We start from the raw sequence: 20,478 nt of genomic DNA on the forward strand, positions 1-20,478 counted from the left end.
AATTCAGTTCTTTTTCGCATCTCACCACTTCGCCACTATACTAGCCAACAATTCAAGTCAACACAAAAAAGAGGGGCGATCGCCCCCCATTACGCCAAAATTTAATTAAACCTATCTAGACCTTTGCATGGACTTTCAGCGGTTCTGCGGTCGCATTTTGGTTCCACTTAGAAGTACAGAGGATTCGGGAGCGATCGCAGCGATCCACATATTTCTTCGCGATTTCTGTGACCTCTAACATCAATCCCTTATCGAGCTTGGTCGGTTCTAGGCCCATATCGAGGAAACACTGATTATCTACATACAGTTCGTTTTCTGCTGCTTCATTCCGGGGATTTTCTAAATATTGAATTTCCGCCCCAGCGATATTCGCCACCATCTGCGCCAGATCCCGGACGCGGTGGGTTTCCGTCATCTGGTTGAGAATTTTGACCCGTTCCCCTTTCGCCGGAGGATTACTGATCGCCAGTTCAACACAACGCACCGTATCTTGAATATGAATAAAAGCACGGGTTTGGCCGCCAGTACCATGGACAGTCAGCGGATGGCCTACGGCTGCCTGCATCAAAAAGCGATTCAGCACGGTGCCATAGTCGCCATCATAATCAAAGCGGTTGATGAGCCGCTCGTCCATTGCTGTTTCTGCGGTGTTCGTACCCCAAACAATCCCTTGGTGCAAGTCAGTGACGCGGACTTGGTCATTTTTGTTGTAGTAGGCAAAAAATAGTTGATCCTGGGTTTTGGTCATGTGATAGATGCTGCCAGGATTTGCTGGGTGCAGAATTTGCTTCTCGATCACTTTGCCTTCTTCGGTGACCACTTGAACATCGAGGTAGCCTTCGGGGATCTTCATCCCAGCGGTACCGTAACCATAGACCCCCATGGTGCCGAGGTGTACCACGTGGATATCAAGGCCGGATTCTACAATGGCACAAAGTACGTTATTGGTTCCGTTTAGATTGTTATCGACGGTATAACGCTTGTGCTTGGGAGACTTCATGGAGTAAGGCGCGGCCCGCTGTTCGGCGAAGTGAACGACCACATCCGGTTGATAGTCAACGAATAGCTTGAGAAGCTGGTCATATTCGTGGGCAATATCGAAGTTGAAGAACTGAATTGTTTTGCCAGTGAGTTCTTTCCATGCTCTGAGCCTGACCGACATTGGGCTAATCGGCGTCAGTGATGTTACTTCCAGTTCGTTATCAATATTTCTTCTGGAAAGGTTATCAACAATAACAACATCATGACCTGTTTTCGACAGATGCAATGCTGTGGGCCAGCCGCAAAACCCATCTCCACCCAGAACAATAATTTTCATGGATTCAACTCCTTAGGTTTTTTATTTTGGTGCTTTAAAAAGTAATGTGCATGGTGTGTACTCCCGGAAAATTTTTTGGGGTTCATGGTACGCCATACATATATTCCCGAGTTTGTAGAAAAGGATGACTTCAAAGGGGATGTCGGGTATTTGGATCAAAACAAAATGCTCGAAATTAAAGCAAATCGTTGAAATCATCCCACATTATAGACGGTTGGGTCGTTCCCTGAGATCATCTTGCACGGGGTTAATGGACTTTTAATCCAGGCTAGCATAGGGATAAATCGCTGTTAATCTGGGCTTAAAACCTAGGGGCTGACAAATTATAGGCAAGGCGATCGCCACCTAATGCCTTTGGACTAGCGCCTTTCGACTAGGGCAAATGGGGAAACTCAGACTCTCCGGCGACAACAATGCGATTACGCCCCTGTTGTTTGGCTAAATAGAGGGCTTGGTCAGCTTTTTTCACAAACGTTAGGGGTTTTTCCTGGCTCTGGGGGATACCACTGACAACACCAAGGCTGACGGTAACAATTGCCTCATTTATCTCCGTTGCATTGTGGGCAATCTGAAGCTCTAAAACAGTTCGTCGAATCCGCTTGGCGACGATGGTTGCGCCTTCCTGAGTCGTATTCGGTAAGACAACCACAAACTCCTCTCCCCCATAGCGGGCCACCAAATCTGCCGGTCGTTTGAGGAGGTGTTTCACTGCTTGGGCAATTTGAATCAGACATTCATCTCCCTGTTGGTGACCATAGGAATCGTTGTAGCGCTTGAAGTAGTCCACATCAAAAAGAATTAAAGCGAGGGGTTTTTGCTCGCGGTAGAGACGATGCCACTCCGCCGTGAGCCGTTGATTAAAACAACGTCGGTTGGCAATTTGAGTTAAACCGTCTAAATGGACTAATTTTTGTAATTCTTGGTTGGTCTGCCGGAGGAGTGCTTCACTACGACGTAATTCTTTTGTTCTTTCTAAAATGAGCTTTGTGGAATTATCCAGAGCTTTCTTTAGGGAAGTTTGGGCGCGGCTCCGTTCTTCCACGACCGCTGAGAGGAGCAGAGAACTGAGGGCAAATACCCCCATAAAGGACTGTAAAAACAATAAAGATTGATTTTGGGACTCTAAAACAAAGACACCCAAACCATGGGCAGTTGTATAAATAGCCAAGATAGAAACAATGCTGACCAATAGGCTTGACACAAAAGCACCGTAGCGAAACACTGTCCAATTTAAAATCAGCAGCAATAGGTAAGCAACGGGATAACTTTGAATAAAAATACTCCAGCTCACACTGATGAAAACAGCTAAAATCAGCAACATCTCGATGACATGGTAGGGGATTTTTCGGCTAAAAAAGTCCTTCCCCAGGAGAATTACCGGGGTGAAAATCAAGTGAGCTAAAGTGCTCGCCAGCCACCAAGTAAACCAATTTAAGCCATACTGTCCCCATTCCATACGTTCTGCAAACACAATACTGGTGACACCAATAAATGCAGAGGCCATTGGCGAAAGGGTTGCAGCCGTGATGTAGGTTAAAACGCCCCGAACTTGATTAAAAAAATGTCGGCTCTGGGAATATTTTTTCAGGATAAAACGGGCTAACAGAGGTTGTACTAAATTGCCAGCAATGCAACCAAAGTTGACCCAAAAGAAAGCCTGAATACTAATATTTGGATCCCGTTCGATCAAATCAAAAGAAATAACCCAAAGGGAACCTAGGGCAATACTCGGTAAGATTTTATTGCCAAAAAGAAGAATTAAACCCAATGTCAATCCCGAAGGAAGCCATACTGAAGCGACGGTTCCCGGCAGGGTGGTAAAAATTAGACTGATTTCCGCGGTCCAGGCATAGGCGATCGCCAAGCAGATATTGAGGCCGAACCATCGCAGCCATCGACTGTGTAGCAGTCGGAGAAAATCCATAGTACCAGTAATTGGGGAGGAACGTTAACAAGAATTAAACAGCAAAAAGAAACTGGTTTCTACCAGCTCAAAATCGGTCTTCTAATAGGTTATCGGGGCTTAAAAAGATAGTCTGCGAAATAGGAATATAGTTATCATAGGTGAGAAATTGGGTTTCAAAAAATATGATTTTTATGAGTTTTTAAGGTGGAGAAAGACGGCGACGGCGTGGCACTAAATGTCGCGGAATTTCCCAATATTGACTAGCTTGCCCAAGGGGATACCATAAAGCATCAGTTTGGGTAATATGAATTGTTTTTTGGGGGAGCAAATCCGGCTGAATGTCTAAGGTGTGAATAATTTCTTGGGCAATTTTTTGGGCCAAGAGCGGCAGCACGGCATTACCAATTTCCCGGAAGCCATGCCAAACCTTGCGATGAAACTGAAACCAATCGGGGAAGGTATGTAGGCGGGCAGCTTCGCGAATCGAAATACAGCGGGGCAGTTGGTAATGAATCGGCCTAGGAGCCGTAAAGGAGCCTTTTTCGGTGGGAGTGCCGGCCCGTAAAGTATTGCTGAGACCCTGGGCATCCAGCTTAAAGAGGCGACTAATGGCTTCTTTTTTGCCAGGGGGAGTGGCTCGGAAACGGGCTTGGATTTCGGGTTGATGCTGAGAACCAAGGTGGCCCCAGAGAAAATTAGGTTCTAGGTGGCGGGAATGGCAATGGCGAAACTGCTCATGGAGCGATCGCCCAAAGGTTCCCAAAGGTTCGGGGGGGACAATGCCCCGGTCAATGTCTGTAAAAACAGGGATAGTTTCTAAATCGGCGATCGCCTCGTGGACAGTAACATAGGGTGCTAGGCCGGGGCCATGGCTCGGCGCTGGATAGGCCACCGAGGGAACATCCCGACGATATCCCAAGAGAATTAAGCGTTTACGTCGTTGGGGAGCACCATAGTCAGCACCATTGAGCACCTGGGGGGGCAAAACATGGTAGCCAGCCTCACCTAAAGATTGGCAAAGCTGTTTTAGCATCCCTTGGTGGCGTTGCCCAGTCAGGCCCTGGACATTTTCAAAAATGAAATATTTGGGTTGAATGTCCCGTAACAGACGGACATATTCAAAGATCAATTGATTGCGCGGGTCACCCAATTGTCGTTTGCCCATCACCGAAAATCCCTGGCAGGGAGGGCCACCCGTGAGTAAATCAATGTCTGCCGTTGAATAGCCCCGCCGTTCGATGGCTTGGCGCATTTCTGGCCATTGCAGGTGGCGAATATCCCGGCAAAAGGTGACGCCATAGGGAAAATTTACTTCGTGAACGAGGGCATGGACGGGATCAATCTCTACCGCTGCGACCACATCAAAGCCCGCCGCTTCTAGCCCCAGGGACATTCCGCCGCATCCGGCAAACAAATCAATGGCTAGGGGCCTTTGGTTCACAGTGCGCTCCCAGTAGGTGTTTGCAATTCTCTTTAATGCTAAAGGGTTTTGGCTCTATAGAGCTTGGCAAAGGTGACGAAAATGATCGCCTCGGTGCTCGAAACTGCGGTATTGATCGAAGCTGGCACAGGCGGGAGAAAGAAGCACCGTTTTCGGTTGATAGGTCGGAATTAAGGCAACACTGCGGGCGATCGCCTTTTCTAGGGTTTCAACGATTTCGTACTGGGTGTAATCGCTCTCTTGGAGTAACTGAGCAAACTGGGGGGCCGCCTCACCAATTAAAAGCACCGTCGCTGCCTTTTCTTTAATTTTTTCGATCCAGGCCCCAGCATTGCCTGCTTTGGGTTCGCCCCCAGCAATGAGAATCACCGGGCCAGGGGCCGCATTTAAGCCCACCTCAGCAGCATCATAGTTCGTTGCTTTACTGTCGTTGATAAAATCAACCCCCTGGTGCTGGCAAATGAACTCAAGACGATGGGGCACCCCAGGAAAAGTAGCAATAGCCTCGGCGATCGCCCCTTTGTCAATATTTGCTAACCGGGCGGCGGCGATCGCCAAGAGTAAATTCTGGAGATTATGGTCGCCGACCATTTTGAGTAGAGAAACCGGAATTACCAATTCCCCAAAGGCTTTCACCCAAGCATCCTGGATAAATACCCCCCGTTTAGGATCGCACGGTAAATGTTCTGCTCCCTTGATGCTTGTCCAATAGGCGTCGGGCCATTGCTCTGCCTGCGATCGCAAAAACGGATCATCTCCATTTAAGACCTGGCGACGACTACGCTGAATGAGGGACGCTTTAATGCTGTGATAATTGTCGAGGGTGTAGTGGCGGGCGAGGTGGTCTGGCGTGAAGGTCGTCCACACACCAATTTGGGGACGCAGGGTCGGCGCAGATTCGATCTGATAGCTACTAATTTCGGCCACGATCCACTCCGGGGTGGCTTCTCCCAACGCAAGCTCGCAGGCGGCATGGCCAATATTCCCGCAGGCAGGGCCGCCCCGACCCGCTACCTGAAAAATCGCTTCTACCAGGGCCGTAGTGGTGGTTTTACCATTGGTGCCTGTAATGCCGACCCAGGGTTTTTGATCCAGATTGCGCCAGGCCAATTCCATTTCGCCGATGGTGTCAATGCCTTGATCCCGCGCCTCTTTCAGAAAAGGAATATCCCAGGGCACCCCCGGACTGACGACGATTAAATCCGGGCGATCGCCTTCTTTCAAACTGGGGGTATGGCCGAGTTTGACCATAATCCCTTGGGCCGACAGCTCCTGTTGCACTGCCACGAGGGATTCATCCGTTTGGCGATCGCCTAAGACCACCTCCCAACCTTGCCGCTTTAAAAGCCGTGCTGCCGCAATTCCCGAACGACCAATGCCAATGACGAGCGCCTGAGCCATACCATCTCTGTCGAAATAATGTGATCGCTGATTGTACCGAATTATGGCCGCTTTCCCCTAACCAAATCGATAGCCAAAGCCCCGCACTGTGATTAAATATTCCGGCTGACTCGGATCTAACTCTAACTTTTCCCGTAACCAGCGGATATGCACATCTACCGTTTTTGTATCCCCTAGAAAATCAGCACCCCAAACCTGTTCAATTAACTGATCCCGTGACCAGACCCGGCGCGGATAGCTCATAAACAATTCCAATAAACGATATTCCTTGGGCGACAAACTCACTTCCTCACCCCGCACTGTCACCCGACACTCCTCCGGGAACAAAGAAATATCCTTAAACTGACGTACCGAATTTTTAGGCGTGCTCCGGATAAACTGCTGACGCCGCAACAGCGCACGGCACCGGGCCACCAACTCCCGCAGACTAAACGGCTTGGTTAAATAATCATCCGCGCCCACCTCTAGGCCCAATACCCGGTCTGTCTCACTCGCCTTGGCACTTAGAACTAAAATCGGAATTGTGTTTCCCTGATATCTCAAAAAACGACATAGATCTAAGCCATTCACCTCCGGCAACATAATATCTAGGATCACCAAATCCAGAGGCATATCCGGGGCATTGAATTCTGGATTTTGCAGCATATTCAAGCCTGTGCGGCCATTATCCGCAAAAAAGACCTCATAGCCTTCTTCCTCTAAACCCATCACAATCATGTCACGAATGACTGCCTCGTCCTCCACTACTAGGATCCGTGCTTTCGTCGATAGCTCAGCATCTAGGGTATGTGACATCAAATCAAGGGAGAGCATAAAAATAAATTATTTACAGGGTTACGCCAACATATACATCAAAAGGCAGAGATTTGGCTAGTACATTGTGATTTCCTATACATTCACACTGCCAAGTTTAGCCAGGGTCAGGATTTAGTCCATGAGTTGTAAATCACCAGCTAGGGTTTGCGCCTGTTGTCGCACAAACTCCACCTCCTCCGCTAGCCAAGTCCGGACTTCATGGTGATGAGCCGCTAACAGTCCCCACAAACGTTGATCGACGATGATTGGCGCAACCAGATCGGCCCGCACCCGAATTGATCGTAAAAAGTCCAGGTGACAAGGGTCAAAATCACTTGCCTCAATATCTGTAATTTGTAGGATTCTGCCTTGGAGATACCGTTGGGCATAATCACCATTAAAACAATCATCGGCCCCCGTCGAGCCTAAAATCGAAAATTCACTCTGGCTCAGGGATTCAATGATCACCTGCCCTTTCCATTCCCGGTAGAAATAATAAATGACAACCCGACTCACCCGGAGTTGCCAGCGTGTTTGATCAGTGGCCTGTTGTAGCAATTGATTACGAGTCAGGGTGCGATTTAATCGCTCGTTCACTCGATTAAGACTTCGATCAAACATATTCGACTGCTAGTTTTATTACCTTCGATTTTATAAAGATCTCCTTCACTTTGGGAATTAATGATGAATTTCCTCAGAGGGCGCTCCAGTTTTAACCTGCTTTGGCAAGGGATTTGTCTTGAACAAAAAAGCCCTGACAAACCGTAGTGGCTCCCAGGGCAGAGATTAACAACTTGCTGAAATTGCACGATAGTGTGACTAGCAGAAGCTCACAGCAACGTTTTTAGTAAACTTCCACATGCCAACGGTGTTCTTTTTTCATGGAGCGGCGCATTTCTTCCCAATTGAGACCACGCTTCTCTGCTTCGGCGGTAAAGGTTTCGTCAATGGGGGGTTGCATGCCCTTGAGACCACACATATAAACATGGGTATTGGGTTTTTGAATCATCTCAAAGAGTTCATCAGCATATTCGCTAACGCGGCTTTGAACGTAAACCTTGCCACCATCGGCGGTCTTCTGTTCGCGGCTAATGGCGTAGGTTAGGCGGAAGTTGTCAGGATTTTCCGCGGCCATTTTTTCGAAGTCGTCTTTATAAAGGATATTGGCAGTATAGGGGACACCGAAGATGAGCCATGCCTTGCCTTTAAATTTGTAGTCTTCGTGCTGCTCTTTGAACATCCGCCAGAGGAAAGCCCGGAAAGGTGCAATCCCAGTGCCGGTAGCGAGCATGACGACAGTTGCGTCTTCGTCATCGGGCAGCAGCATTTCTTTCCCAACGGGGCCAGTGATCTTGACGTCATCTGTGCCGACAGGAAGATTACAGAGATAGGTGGAGCACACACCATAAACTGTTTCGCCAGATTCGGGATCTTGGTATTCGAGTTGACGAACACAGAGGGAGACGGTCTTGTTGTCTTCCATATCGCCATGACGGGTAGAGGCGATGGAATAGAGTCTGAGCTTGTGGGGTTTCCCGTTTTTGTCTTCACCGGGAGGAATAATCCCAATACTTTGACCTTCTAGGTAGCGCAGATCGCCTTCGGAAATATCGAAGGTTACGTGACGCACGGTGCCGCTGCCGCCTTCGTCAACAAGCTCGTAGTTTTCGATACATTTGCCGAGGAAGGGGGTCTTCGGGCGATAAATATTAACTGGAACTGAGGTGTCGGTGGTTTTGGGGTGAACGATTTTTGTCGAAGAAGCCATAGGAGATTGTGCAGATGCTTGGGCGGAGGACTGGCCTTCACTCACAATCTGGGCTGCATCTTCTGCGGGACGGATACTAACGATTTTGCCTCCCAGTTTGGTAATGCGTTGCATTTCCTGGTTCATTCTGGCATAGGGCACAGTAATAAATGTGGTGCCACTTTTACGAACGAGGGAGTTTTCGTTACGACCGTCGCCACCCAGACCAACAACTTCGTAGATAAACAGACGATTGGCGTAGGATTGATTTCCAGTAGAGTTTGCTGTGCTAGTGATACCGTACATTATGTGCAGTTTCCCAATTATTTTGATTTATCAGTTTTTTTGATCTTAAAGGGGGTGGATCGTCGGTACAAACCGCTTTTTCCCGCTTTAGAGTCAAGATTATAAGGGCTTTACTCCATTTAGACTATCATTGTGCTGCCCATGCTTTACTGAATGGGGCGGGAAGTGCGACTGATTTTGATGTATCAGAATTGGGATGGCAAGGCCACTGGAAACACGATCTTAGCCGGGCTCGGTTCCTTGGAGTTAGTTAGTGCAAGATTGTGAGTCAAGGAAGTTTAGAAAGACATTTTAGGGATGTTTCTCTAGGGGTTTTGTGATGGCTGTTGCATTCTTCTTGGGGCTTTGTAAGGGGATCTTCATAGAGGTAATCTTTTTAGATTTTCTTTAGATTTTTTTGAAATGGATTAGAACGGGGCGATCGCCTTTGCTGGGGAATTGTGATAGCAAAATATAATCAAACGGCGGTAATCCGTTGAAGATTTAGGGGGATATGTCACAATGAGGGGCGAAACTCTTTGACCATTGGTGTCTATTTAGAACAGCCCAAACAGAGCAACTCGCCCCAAGCAATTCCGAAAAATGCCCTTGGTCAACTGTGCGCTGTCACCCAAAATTTGTTGGGAAATTTGACATCAATGGATGTGTAACTTAGAAAGCAAGAATCCTAGGCATTCGTAATGGAACCGCTTTATCAATATGCATGGTTGATTCCGGTGCTGCCTCTGTTGGGGGCAATGGTTATCGGGATCGGCTTAATCTCCTTAAACAAATTCACGAACAAGCTACGGCAACTCAATGCGGTATTTGTTCTGTCGCTCATCGGCACTTCGATGGCCCTCTCTTTTGGGCTACTCTGGAGTCAAATTCAGGGTCATGAAGCCTTTACCTACACCCTAGAATGGGCGGCGGCAGGCGATTTTCATCTGCAGATGGGCTATACCGTGGATCACCTGAGTGCCTTGATGTCGGTGATCGTAACCACGGTGGCCTTGCTGGTGATGATCTATACCGATGGTTACATGGCCCACGATCCGGGTTATGTCCGTTTTTATGCTTATTTGAGCATTTTTAGCTCGTCGATGTTGGGCTTGGTGTTTAGCCCAAACCTTGTGCAGGTTTACATTTTCTGGGAATTGGTGGGGATGTGTTCCTACCTCCTGATTGGCTTCTGGTATGACCGCAAGGCGGCGGCCGATGCTTGCCAAAAGGCTTTTGTCACAAACCGTGTCGGCGATTTTGGTCTCTTGCTGGGGATGCTCGGTCTCTATTGGGCCACGGGCAGTTTTGAGTTTGATCTGATGGGCGATCGCCTGATGGATCTCGTCTCGACGGGGCAAATCAGCTCTCTCCTGGCCATTGTCTTTGCTGTACTTGTGTTCCTTGGCCCTGTGGCTAAATCCGCCCAATTTCCGCTCCATGTGTGGCTCCCCGATGCCATGGAAGGGCCAACCCCCATTTCCGCTTTGATCCACGCGGCGACCATGGTTGCTGCTGGAGTGTTCCTCGTGGCGCGGATGTATCCCGTGTTTGAGCCGATCCCAGAGGCGATGAATGTCATTGCCTGGACGGGGGCAACCACCGCTTTTCTAGGGGCGACCATTGCCTTAACCCAAAACGACATCAAAAAAGGTCTTGCCTATTCCACCATGTCCCAGTTGGGCTACATGGTGATGGCCATGGGGATCGGTGGCTACACCGCTGGGTTGTTTCACCTGATGACCCATGCCTACTTCAAAGCGATGCTCTTCTTGGGTTCCGGTTCTGTCATCCATGGTATGGAAGAGGTGGTCGGCCATAATGCTGTGCTGGCCCAGGATATGCGGCTGATGGGTGGCCTGCGAAAATATATGCCCATCACTGCCACAACGTTTCTCATTGGGACCCTCGCTATCTGTGGGATCCCGCCCTTTGCTGGTTTCTGGTCAAAGGACGAAATTTTGGGCCTGGCGTTTGAGGCCAATCCTGTGCTCTGGTTCATTGGTTGGGCCACCGCTGGCATGACCGCTTTTTATATGTTCCGGATGTACTTCCTGACCTTTGAAGGGGAGTTTCGCGGCACGGATCAGCAACTGCAAGAAAAGCTCCTGACGGCGGCAGGTCAAGCCCCCGAAGAAGGCCACCATGGCTCTAAGCCCCACGAGTCTCCTTTGACGATGACTTTCCCGTTGATGGCTTTGGCAGTTCCGTCGGTATTGATCGGTTTGCTGGGGGTTCCCTGGGGTAATCGGTTTGAAGCTTTTGTCTTTTCTCCCAACGAAGCAGCAGAGGCCGCTGAGCATGGTTTTGAATTGACAGAATTTTTGATCATGGGTGGTAATTCTGTGGGGATCGCCCTCATTGGGATTACCATTGCCTCGCTGATGTATCTCCAGCAGAGAATTGATCCGGCTCGTTTGGCCGAAAAATTCCCGGTGTTGTATCAGTTGTCTTTGAACAAATGGTACTTCGACGATATCTACAACAATGTTTTTGTGATGGGTACCCGGCGCTTAGCCCGACAAATCCTTGAGGTGGACTATCGCGTCGTCGATGGGGCCGTAAACCTCACGGGGATCGCCACTCTCCTGAGTGGTGAGGGCTTGAAATACATTGAAAATGGCCGCGTCCAGTTCTATGCGCTCATTGTGTTTGGGGCGGTGCTAGGCTTCGTCATTTTCTTTAGTGTGGCCTAGCCGTCACTATATTCCGAAAGTTGAGAAGATAAAATTTCCCCTTGCCTGAGTGGTGAGGGGTTTTATTTTTCCTGATAAGATTTGCAGTGGCGTTGTTACAGGGGTTAGCAGAAAAATTATGGCTGAATTTAAACAAGGAACCCAGGTAAAGCTGACACAGTTGCCTCCCTATCTCAAGACCGCAGACCCGATGCCGATGTTGCGTCCGGCGGATTTATTGGCGGTGGGGGCGGTTGGCACCCTAGGCGATCGCCGCCCTGGTGGTTATTGGGCGGTTAAGTTCGAGCGGGGCTCTTTTTTGCTTGAAGAAACCTATCTAGCAGTCGCCACTGGGACGGCCTAAACCTAGGAATTGGGCAGATCGACAGCCGGACTCAGGGGGACAAAATCGCCGTGAATAGTGAGGCCGAGGCACATGGTTTCGCCTGTTTGGATGCGTTTCCCCGTAAGGGCGCAGGTTTCATCCTTTTTGGCGATCGCCTCAAGGGTCGCCCGAATATCTGCTTCGCTAAACTGGGGGCGATAATCCCCTGAGTTGTGATTGACGTAGTTCCAGAGAATATCGCGGATTAGAGCTTGGTATCCCTGGTTTCCAGCGAGTTCCTTGAGTTTATCTTTCAGTTTGCGCTCTAGGCGAATACTGGTGACTTCCATTTCTGTCGTGCTAGTTGCCCGAGTCATAATTTTCGCTGATCCCCTTACATTTAAGACTTTACTAAATATCTGTCCTCGGAATGAGGCAAAACATCAAAAGTTGTAGTGTCAGTGTAGTGAAAATGTTTTAGAAAAAAAAGCGCGATTTGGCTGAATTGTTACTCATTGACAATATCTAAGGCGATCGCCTCCGCCACTTTGACCCCATCAATGGCTGCCGAGAGAATGCCCCCTGCATAACCAGCTCCCTCCCCCGCAGGATAGAGGCCCTGGGTATTAATACTTTGGTAATCTTTGCCCCGTTTAATGCGAATTGGCGAAGAGGTGCGCGTTTCCACCCCCGTTAACATCGCCTCAGCCATGGCAAACCCCTTAATTTGTTTGTCAAAAGCGGGTAGAGCTTCCCGAATCGCTTCGATGGCGTAGTCCGGGAGCGCGGTGCTGAGATCCGTTAGCTTAACTCCCGGGGCATAGGAAGGTTTTACTTTGCCCAACGACTCAGAAGAACAACCCGCGAGGAAGTCCCCCACCAGTTGACCCGGCGCGCTGTAATCACCACCACCCAGTTCAAAGGCCCTGGCTTCTAATTTTCGTTGGAGATCAATGCCTGCGAGGGGATGACCTGGAAAATCCTCTTCTGGGGTAATGCCGACAACGATCCCCGCATTGGCGTTACGTTCGTTGCGGGAATATTGGCTCATGCCGTTGGTGACGACTTTGCCTGCCTCGGAGGTGGCCCCAATCACCAATCCCCCCGGACACATACAAAAGCTATAGACCGAGCGCCCATTTTGACAGTGGTGGACGAGCTTGTAATCGGCGGCACCGAGAATCTTATTGCCAGCAAATTCCCCGTAGCGACATTCATCGATCAGGGGTTGGGGATGTTCAATGCGAAAGCCAATGGAAAAGGGCTTGGGTTCGATGTAAACGCCCTGGTCATGGAGCATTTGGAAGGTATCCCGCGCACTGTGGCCCATGGCCAGCACCACGTGGGAACTGGGAATAAATTCGCCATTTTCGAGGGTGACGCCTTTGACCTGATGGTTTTCTAGTTCGAGGGTTTTGACCTTGCTTTGGAAACGAATTTCGCCGCCGAGGGATTCGATGGTTTTGCGAATGCTTTGGACGATGCCCACGAGTTTAAAGGTGCCGATGTGGGGCTTGGCGATGTAGAGGATTTCGGGATTGGCCCCGGCGGCGACGAATTCTTCGAGGACTTTGCGTTTGTAATGGTGGCGATCGCGCACCTGGCTGTAGAGCTTCCCATCGGAGAATGTCCCTGCGCCTCCTTCTCCAAATTGAGCATTAGATTCGGGGTTAAATTCTCCCTTCTTTTTCCAGAAATTAAAGGTGTCTTTGGTGCGCTCATTGACGGTTTTTCCCCGTTCTAACACAATCGGCCGAAAGCCCATTTTGGCTAGCATTAATCCCGCAAACATCCCACAAGGCCCCATGCCGATGACGATGGGCCGCGTCGCACAATCTGCCGGTGCTTGGGCCACCATTTTGTAACTCATGTCTGGAGTGGGGAGCACATGGGGATCTTTTTTGAAGCGTTTTAGCAAAGCTTGATCCTTCGTGGTGTGCACATCAAAGATGTAGACGAGGTAAATATTGCTCTTTTTACGGGCATCGTAGCTGCGTTTAAAAATCTGATATTCCAGCAAGTCATCCGGCTGAATTTTTAACTTCTGGCAAATGGCCTGGGCGATCGCCTCTGGGCTGTGGTCGAGGGGCAGTTTGATTTCCGTAAGACGAAGCATGGCAGTTACTGACAAAAATAGCGGTGATGATCCCTGGGGCCGGGGATTCTTATTAAAAACGAAAAAAATCTTCCCCACAATGGCGAGGAAGACCCAGACTTAATAAACAGAAGATTTAGTCAGCGGCCTTAGATCAACCCCAACCAGCTCAGGACGCCTTCTTTGGTGAATAATTCGATGGCGATCGCAATGATGATCCCGATCATCGCCGCCCGGCCATTGAGCTTCTCGGAATAGAGATTGAAGCCAAACTTCGGATCTTCAAGATTGGGCTTAACGGTGGGTTCTGGAGCTGCCATGGTAAAAACCTCGTCTTATCGAAATTAATGTAATAATTCTTAATATGTAGTGTAGCGCACAAAAGCCACGGTCGTACATTTCGCTATTTCATGGCTCAATCGTTTTATTCGTCTATTGTCATAGACTTTTACACTTAGTTGTTACCAAGTTTATTCGCCTTAGAAATAGATGGCGATCGCCATTGAGGTTATCCAAAATGCTAAGGCATCTTTACTCTAATTGTTACACGACCAAACTGCGATCGCCTGCTGATCAGAGGAGCGAAGGGCGAACGGTCACACAACACCTTGGTGCTTAATTCGACAATATTTTTCCAAGTTGATCATTGCGATCGCCCCTATTTTGTATAGCGGGATACATCAAGCTGACCATAATTAAAGGCTAATAAAGCTTAAGTTGAGTGCAGTGATTACATCTAAGCAAGAACACAATATCAACCTGCTCTTTAAGCCCTAGGGTATGGGGTGCTCTACTTGGCAGCATAAATGATCAATTTTTGGAAACAAGAAGGCAATGACGAAAATTTTGATTATTGAGGATGAAGCAGAAACCCGTAATGTTTTCCTTAAGTGCCTAGAATTTGAAGGCTTTAAAACCTGTGCTGCAAGTAATGCTTTAGATGGTATCGAACTGGCATTAAACGAACAACCAAATTTGATTGTGTGTGACATTCTCATGCCTGACATGGATGGTTACTTCGTGTTGTCAAAAATACGCCGCTCACCTAAAACAACCGCGATTCCTTTTATCTTTCTCACTGCCAAAGTTACTATGGCCGAGCTTCGCTATGGTATGCAGCTCGGAGCAGACGATTACCTGACCAAGCCTTGCACAGTTGAACAATTTCTAGGGGCAATTAATGTTCGACTAAAGCGACAACAAGACACGATTGAAAATCACCATCTAGATTCGACAAAAAATAAAACAGTTGTTTCTTCTGGTGCCGAAATCGACTTTCCATTAACAGATATCGATCGCGATTTTTCTTTTCCCTACTCCAGCAATTTAAATCGAGCGTTTGATTTTATTGAAGATCATTACCATCAACCCATTAAAATCAAGGCGATCGCCGAGGAAGTTGGCTATTCCACTTCCTACCTGAGTAATTTAGTTCAAAAAGAAACTGGCTACACAGTCAAACAGTGGATTATCGCAAGGCGCATGCTGCAGGCTCGCAAACTATTGAAAAATACAAACAAGCCAATCCATAAAATTGCAGAATTATGTGGCTACCATGATGCGGGCTACTTTACCAACCAATTCCGGCGATTCCATGGAAAAACACCATTAAATTGGCGTTCTGAGCAAATATAGCCTGTCTTCTTGTGGGCTGCCAGGACAGTTTTTCACAAAAACCAACTGAGAATAACATCTTCGGAAAAGACTTTTCTGTAATTGATTTAACAAAAAAAGCAGGATATCAAGGGAGTTGAAAAAACAGCCTAAAAAAATGACATTTTTTCAAAAAAAAATCTAATGTTTATTACGAAAGTGGCTGCTACTATAGACCGCAACTCTTAATAAATAAAAGTACTTTTCTGAGTTTTAGGGCTCTTTCAAAATTCTGCGGTTTTGAAAGTTTAAGTTGTTATTTTTGGGTAGATATAAATTATGACTCTGATTTCAGCACAGCAGGCTTTACAGGGACTAGGGGGTTCCGACTCTTTCGGTGGCAGGCGCTCGAACTTACAGTCTTTGTGTCATGTTTGTGGAAAATACCATGGCGCGAGTGATCACTGGCAGTTTATGCAGACGATGCCCCAAGATCCTGTAGAAATGGTTGATGACCTCGTAAAAATGGGGATTTATAAAGAGAATCAGTTGCGGGCTGCAGAAGGAGTAAATGCCTACGAACTGAGAAAAACTTTATTTTTGAAGCGCATTGGTCGCAGTGATCCAAAGCGAGAGAAGCTGATCTTGGCCCTCTGTAAGCAGGCTGGCGGGATGGAAAATGCTTTTGCGGCGGCCTTTGGGCCCCAAGCTGGTCTATTTTTTGCGGACTCAATTCGTAGTAGTCAACAGACCCGTCGAGAATTTCTGCGGAATATGGCCGTTGGTGCTGCCCTTGTGAGTTTAGCAAGTTGTGGTCAGGATACAACGCCCCCTGCGGCAGACACTCCGGCAGATGCGCCAGTGGGTAATTTGGAGAAAACTGATTTACAGATTGGTTTTATTCCCATTACCTGTGCGACGCCCATTATTATGTCTGAGCCTTTGGGCTTTTACGAAAAGTATGGTTTTAATGCCAAGGTCGTCAAAATGCCGAGCTGGGGGGCCGTCAGAGATTCGGCGATCGCCGGCGAATTGGATGCCTATCACATGCTGGCTCCGATGCCCATTGCGATGACTCTAGGTCTTGGTTCCGAGGCATTTGGCGTGAAGTTGGCAAGTATTGAAAATATCAATGGTCAAGCAATCACAGTTGCTGAAAAATATAAGGGGCAGGTAAATGGACCTGCCGACTTTAGGGGCTTTACCATTGGGGTTCCCTTCCCTTACTCAATGCACAATCTCCTGTTGCGTTACTACCTGGCGACGGGCGGCATTGATCCTGATGTGGATGTTCAAATTCGTCCTGTTCCCCCGCCAGATAGTATTGCTCAGTTGGTAGCGGGTGATATCGACGCATACTTGATGCCTGATCCGTTTAACCAGCGGGCCGTGTACGAAGGTGCAGGCTTTATCCACATGTTGACTAAAGAAATTTGGCCAGGTCATCCTTGTTGCGCTTTTGCCGCGAGTGATCAGTGGATTGACGCCAACCCCAATACCTTCCGTGCCCTTAACAAGTCCATTATCGAAGCGGCTGCTTACGCTCAAGTCCCTGAAAATCGTCCAGAAATTGCCAGAGCGATTTCCGAGCGGGCCTTCCTTAACCAGCCTGTGGAAGTTGTCGAAGCAGTTCTCACTGGCAAGTTTGACGATGGTAATGGCAATAGCCTTGATATTCCTGACCGAATCGGCTTTGATCCCTATCCTTGGCAGAGTTTTGCAAACTGGATTTCTTCCCAGCTTGTGCGTTGGGATCTTCAGGGTGACGGATTGGCTCCCACAATTATTCCTGAGACTGGCTATGACACTGTTGGTACAGATGTCTTCCTCACTGATTTAGCAAGAGAACTGGCAACTGAGCTTGGTCAGACACCGCCCACTGAGATCTATCGCGAGGAGACCCTCAAATTTGACACCTTCGATCCCGCTGATCCTGCGGCTTATGTGCAACAGCAAATCGATGAATATGGCGTGTAATTTTTAGGAGGTTTTTTATTATGGCAGTCACAAGTAAACGACTACCAACATCAGCTTACGCTAGGCCGAAAGAGTCCCTTTGGCAAAATGAGAATTTTCTCGCATTTGCACTATTTGTTGCTTCCCTTATTGTCTTTTTAGGAGGATGGGAAATCAGTGCTCGCATAGGAATCCTTGCGAATATGCCTACTGCTTCTTTGACTCTCAAGGAGTTGTGGTGGTGGACAACCAATCCTTTTTTCGACAATGGGCCTAACGACCTGGGCATTGGCTGGAATTTGTTAATCAGTTTGCGACGGGTGGCGATCGGCTACCTTGCGGCTTCTTGTGTCGCTGTTCCCCTCGGAATCTTGATTGGTATTTCACCGATCGCCAGAAAAGGTTTTAACCCATTCATTCAGTTGTTAAAACCCGTATCTCCCCTAGCGTGGTTACCTCTTGGTTTATATGTCTTGCGCGATTCTGAGCAAACAGGTGTTTTTATCATCTTCATTTCCAGTATTTGGCCGACTTTGATCAACACGTCTTTCGGTGTGGCAAATGTTAGTAAAGAATATTTGGATGTGGCAAAAACCCTTGGTGCTTCGAGTTTCCGCACTATTTTCAAAGTGATTATTCCTGCTGCTCTGCCCAACATCTTGTCGGGTTTAAGGATCAGTATGGGGATTGCTTGGCTGGTCATTGTGGCGGCAGAAATGTTGTTGGGTACAGGTTTAGGCTACTTCATCTGGAATGAGTGGAATAACCTTTATATTCCGAACATTTTGGTGGCGATTCTGATCATCGGTTTAGTTGGTCTCATTCTGGATAGTTGCTTTGCGGCTGTCGAAAAATTTGTTGCATTTGGTCGAAAATAATGAGTGTTACTCCTGTGAATTACGCAACTCCCCTAACGCCGGAAGATACTTTTTCGGATACGGCTCAACTTTCAATTCGTAATTTGACCAAAGTCTTTCACGGTAAACAAAGTTTATTGGGTAAGGTTACTGGTAAAAAATCGAGAGATTATGTGGCGATCGAGGATATTAGCCTCGATATTGAACCGAACACTTTTGTGTCGATTATTGGGCCTTCGGGCTGTGGTAAGTCCACGTTGTTGGATATGATCGCGGGTTTGTCGCCTGTCACTTCTGGTGAGATTCGTCTTAATGGCGTACCGATTACTGGGCCAGGGCCTGATCGCGGCATGGTGTTTCAAAGTTATGCGCTGATGCCTTGGATGACAGTGGAGGAAAATCTCTACTTTGCGGTGGAAACGGTTTATCCGGATATGCCGAAAAAGCAAATTAAGCGCACGATTAAAGAGCATATTCAGCTTGTGGGTCTAACGGGTGCGGAGAAAAAGCATCCCCATCAGATTTCTGGTGGCATGAAACAGCGGGTCGGTATTGCCCGTGCTCTGGCGATTAATCCCCAAATTTTATTGATGGATGAGCCGTTCGGAGCATTGGATGCACTAACGCGTGGGTTCTTGCAGGATGAGATTGAACGCATCTGGGAGCGGGAACGGAAAACGGTAATCATGATTACCCACAGTATTGATGAGGCTTTATTGCTTTCTGATCGCATCATTATGATGACCCGTGGCCCGGCTGCTGGTGTGGATGAAATTTTGGATGTGCCTTTCCCTCGTCCTCGTAATCGTGAGGAGCTGGATCAGTATCCGGAATATCACGATCTGAAGGTTGAAATGGAGAGTCATCTTTCTCGCGAAACCCGCGCGGTTGAGGCGGCAAGAATTAGTCGTTAAGCGACATGATTCGATTTGGTTACGTTGTAAATTTTGATTTTTTAGAGGATTTAAAGAATGGCAATTTCTGAGGTTACAGAAAAGCTTTTAGCTGCGAAAAAGGCTGCTGGTATTTCCTTTGCAGATTTGGAAGTGAAAGTTGGTTGTGATGAGGTTTGGATTGCTTCCGTGGTTTACCGTCAGGCCAGTGCCTCTTTAGAAGAAGCAACCAAGATTGTGCAAGCGATTGGGGCGGATGAGTCTCTAATTGAGCCGTTGACAGAATGTCCTTTAAAAGGTTCGCTTGAGCCTGTTATTCCGACGGATCCTCTCATCTATCGTTTCTACGAAATCATGCAGGTTTACGGTATGCCCATTAAAGCGGTTGTCCATGAAAAATTCGGCGATGGCATCATGAGTGCGATTGATTTTTCCATTGATGTTGAGTGCGAAGAAGATCCCAAAGGCGATCGCGTTAAGGTGATCATGTGCGGTAAGTTCTTGCCCTACAAGAAATGGTAAGTAGAGCTCCTGCTATGAATTAATGGCGTTTGCATGGATCGGGGCTGTTAGTGATTGGCTGGCAGCCTCTTTTTTAAACAGAATTTGTGTTGAGGCTTTGAAATATGACATCGACTCCAAAAAAGTTAGTCCCTCCTTTTGATCGAGAAACGGCGATCGCCAAAGTGCGGATGGCGGAAAATGCGTGGAATGGTCGCGATCCGGATAAAGTGTGCATGGCCTATACAGAAGATAGTTTTTGGCGCAACCGTGCTGAAATTTTTCAAGGTCGGGAAAATATCCGTGAATTTCTGCGCCGCAAGTGGGATAAAGAGCTAAATTATCGTCTCGTCAAAGAAATGTGGGCCTTCGACGAAAACCGGATTGCGGTACGCTTTCAATACGAATGGCAGGATGATGCAGGGCAATGGTATCGCGCCTATGGCAATGAAAATTGGGAGTTTGACGAAAATGGTTTAATGCGTCGCCGAGAAGCCAGTATTAACGACAAACCCATTGCCGAATCTGAGCGCCGCTTTTTTTGGGATGCCCCTGGCGATCGCCCCCTCGATCATCCCGGATTGATTAATTCCCCTGAATAAATACAAAATTTTCAGCGTTCCCATCATCTGCAAGCGGTAATTAGCCCATTGATTCACATCAGTCTGAGTTGACTCAATGGGTAACGGC

19 protein-coding genes are annotated in these 20,478 nt (G+C 47.9%); 9 read left to right on the forward strand and 10 right to left on the reverse strand.

Translation table 11 applies throughout. The features are described 5' to 3' along the window. Positions 1-115: 115 nt before the first annotated feature. From AACQ84_RS04315 to petH, 7 genes are all read right to left on the reverse strand, one after another. A complete protein-coding gene (locus AACQ84_RS04315) occupies positions 116-1,318 on the reverse strand; it encodes an NAD-dependent epimerase/dehydratase family protein (RefSeq protein ID WP_012306475.1) in 1,203 nt (400 codons plus the stop codon). 373 nt (positions 1,319-1,691) lie between these two features. After that, positions 1,692-3,242: a sensor domain-containing diguanylate cyclase gene (locus AACQ84_RS04320; RefSeq protein WP_012306476.1), complete on the reverse strand. Its 1,551-nt coding sequence runs from the start codon at positions 3,240-3,242 to the stop codon at positions 1,692-1,694. Between the two features lie 181 nt (positions 3,243-3,423). Further along, the gene (locus AACQ84_RS04325) at positions 3,424-4,665 is read right to left on the reverse strand and encodes a DNA cytosine methyltransferase (RefSeq protein WP_012306477.1); all 1,242 of its coding nucleotides are present in this window, start codon (positions 4,663-4,665) and stop codon (positions 3,424-3,426) included. Between the two features lie 54 nt (positions 4,666-4,719). Then, positions 4,720-6,066 (reverse strand): UDP-N-acetylmuramoyl-L-alanine--D-glutamate ligase, encoded by a 1,347-nt coding sequence (murD, locus tag AACQ84_RS04330; RefSeq protein WP_041443388.1) that lies wholly within the window; start codon positions 6,064-6,066, stop codon positions 4,720-4,722. 57 nt (positions 6,067-6,123) lie between these two features. Next, the gene (locus AACQ84_RS04335) at positions 6,124-6,879 is read right to left on the reverse strand and encodes a response regulator transcription factor (RefSeq protein WP_012306479.1); all 756 of its coding nucleotides are present in this window, start codon (positions 6,877-6,879) and stop codon (positions 6,124-6,126) included. Between the two features lie 114 nt (positions 6,880-6,993). After that, positions 6,994-7,482, reverse strand: coding sequence for a GAF domain-containing protein (locus AACQ84_RS04340; protein WP_012306480.1), 489 nt, complete (start codon positions 7,480-7,482; stop codon positions 6,994-6,996). A 223-nt stretch (positions 7,483-7,705) separates the two neighbouring features. Continuing rightward, positions 7,706-8,914 (reverse strand): ferredoxin--NADP reductase, encoded by a 1,209-nt coding sequence (gene petH / locus AACQ84_RS04345; RefSeq protein ID WP_012306481.1) that lies wholly within the window; start codon positions 8,912-8,914, stop codon positions 7,706-7,708. A gap of 518 nt (positions 8,915-9,432) precedes the next feature. Here petH and AACQ84_RS04350 point away from each other — a divergent pair. The 3 genes from AACQ84_RS04350 (at position 9,433) to sipA (ending at position 11,932) form a co-directional block, all read left to right on the forward strand. Continuing rightward, positions 9,433-9,564 carry a hypothetical protein gene (locus tag AACQ84_RS04350; protein ID WP_254903390.1) on the forward strand — a complete coding sequence of 44 codons (132 nt, stop codon included), beginning with the start codon at positions 9,433-9,435 and terminating at the stop codon, positions 9,562-9,564. 30 nt (positions 9,565-9,594) lie between these two features. Next, positions 9,595-11,589: an NAD(P)H-quinone oxidoreductase subunit 5 gene (locus AACQ84_RS04355; RefSeq protein ID WP_012306482.1), complete on the forward strand. Its 1,995-nt coding sequence runs from the start codon at positions 9,595-9,597 to the stop codon at positions 11,587-11,589. 118 nt (positions 11,590-11,707) lie between these two features. Then, positions 11,708-11,932: a regulatory protein SipA gene (gene sipA / locus AACQ84_RS04360; RefSeq protein ID WP_012306483.1), complete on the forward strand. Its 225-nt coding sequence runs from the start codon at positions 11,708-11,710 to the stop codon at positions 11,930-11,932. A gap of 2 nt (positions 11,933-11,934) precedes the next feature. Here sipA and AACQ84_RS04365 read toward each other — a convergent pair whose 3' ends face one another. From AACQ84_RS04365 to AACQ84_RS04375, 3 genes are all read right to left on the reverse strand, one after another. After that, entirely contained in the window at positions 11,935-12,270 is a 336-nt protein-coding gene (locus tag AACQ84_RS04365) for a hypothetical protein (protein ID WP_012306484.1), read from the reverse strand. Positions 12,271-12,401: 131 nt separating this feature from the next. Beyond that, positions 12,402-14,009, reverse strand: a complete 1,608-nt coding sequence (locus AACQ84_RS04370; protein WP_041443389.1) for an NAD(P)/FAD-dependent oxidoreductase — start codon at positions 14,007-14,009, stop codon at positions 12,402-12,404. A 128-nt stretch (positions 14,010-14,137) separates the two neighbouring features. After that, entirely contained in the window at positions 14,138-14,308 is a 171-nt protein-coding gene (locus tag AACQ84_RS04375) for a hypothetical protein (RefSeq protein WP_012306486.1), read from the reverse strand. Positions 14,309-14,822: 514 nt separating this feature from the next. Between AACQ84_RS04375 and AACQ84_RS04380 the strand changes: the two genes are divergently transcribed. The 6 genes from AACQ84_RS04380 to AACQ84_RS04405 all read left to right on the forward strand — a co-directional run bounded on the left by AACQ84_RS04380 (position 14,823) and on the right by AACQ84_RS04405 (position 20,390). Continuing rightward, positions 14,823-15,623, forward strand: coding sequence for a response regulator transcription factor (locus tag AACQ84_RS04380; protein WP_012306487.1), 801 nt, complete (start codon positions 14,823-14,825; stop codon positions 15,621-15,623). A gap of 297 nt (positions 15,624-15,920) precedes the next feature. Next, a complete protein-coding gene (locus AACQ84_RS04385) occupies positions 15,921-17,558 on the forward strand; it encodes an ABC transporter substrate-binding protein (protein ID WP_012306488.1) in 1,638 nt (545 codons plus the stop codon). 20 nt (positions 17,559-17,578) lie between these two features. Next, complete coding sequence (gene ntrB / locus AACQ84_RS04390; RefSeq protein WP_012306489.1) at positions 17,579-18,415, forward strand: nitrate ABC transporter permease; 837 nt, start codon at positions 17,579-17,581, stop codon at positions 18,413-18,415. Beyond that, complete coding sequence (locus AACQ84_RS04395; RefSeq protein ID WP_012306490.1) at positions 18,415-19,308, forward strand: ABC transporter ATP-binding protein; 894 nt, start codon at positions 18,415-18,417, stop codon at positions 19,306-19,308. The genes ntrB and AACQ84_RS04395 overlap by 1 nt, the downstream gene beginning before the upstream one ends. A 57-nt stretch (positions 19,309-19,365) precedes the next feature. Continuing rightward, positions 19,366-19,809, forward strand: coding sequence for a cyanase (gene cynS, locus AACQ84_RS04400; protein ID WP_012306491.1), 444 nt, complete (start codon positions 19,366-19,368; stop codon positions 19,807-19,809). Positions 19,810-19,913: 104 nt separating this feature from the next. Beyond that, on the forward strand, positions 19,914-20,390 hold the full coding sequence (locus AACQ84_RS04405; protein WP_012306492.1) for a nuclear transport factor 2 family protein: 477 nt from the start codon (positions 19,914-19,916) through the stop codon (positions 20,388-20,390). The last annotated feature ends 88 nt before the right edge of the window (positions 20,391-20,478 follow it).

The organism is Picosynechococcus sp. PCC 7002, from assembly GCF_963860125.1.
GTDB lineage: Bacteria > Cyanobacteriota > Cyanobacteriia > Cyanobacteriales > MRBY01 > MRBY01.